This is a genomic window from Neobacillus drentensis (assembly GCF_036966985.1).
Lineage (GTDB): Bacteria > Bacillota > Bacilli > Bacillales > Cytobacillaceae > Neobacillus > Neobacillus drentensis_E.
In genome coordinates, this window is record NZ_JBALSN010000755.1 from 1 (window position 1) to 595 (window position 595).

The 595-nt window shown below is 34.8% G+C and carries 1 protein-coding gene; it reads left to right on the forward strand.

Annotated features, from left to right (window positions below):
* Positions 1–307: 307 nt before the first annotated feature.
* The coding region (locus tag V7659_RS31395) for a CotD family spore coat protein (RefSeq protein ID WP_335543893.1) at positions 308–595 on the forward strand (288 nt) is incomplete at its 3' end.

Sequence of the window (595 nt, forward strand, 5' to 3'; positions counted from 1 at the left end):
GATTGAAAAAAATGAAATACAAAACATTTGGAGCTGGTAATATGTATAAAGCAATATTATTTTTATTTTTCGTCGTCGTATGTTTGACAGCAGTTATTTTTACAAGCTTAAAAGATAGCTTTTATTCTTTTCTATAAAAAACATATGCCTAGTAAACTTAAATAAAAGCTAGGCATTTATACATATATAAATAGAAATCATGGAAATAAACTGTTCTCAAGGGAAAAATAGGTATTTTCATTAGTACAAGAGTAATCCCTTCAACATAGGCTGTAATGTAAACAAAATTCTGAAGGGAGATTATCATATGTATCTTGGAACTAATTTTATGCCACCTGTTATTCATCCGACTCAACAAATTGTGAACCATACGTTTTCAACAACAGTGGTTCCCCATATTCACCCTGTCCACACAACTACGGTTAATCATCATCTGTTTCAACACAAACATTTTTGCCCGCAAACTGCATCATGTGCTGAAGAGGTATGCAACCAGCAAATTAACTGCTGTAACCCATGTGCTGCTCCAATGCCAGCAGTTTTACCTGCTGCAAATGCTTTACCAAATGCTTTGCCGGGAGGTCCAGGATTTGGC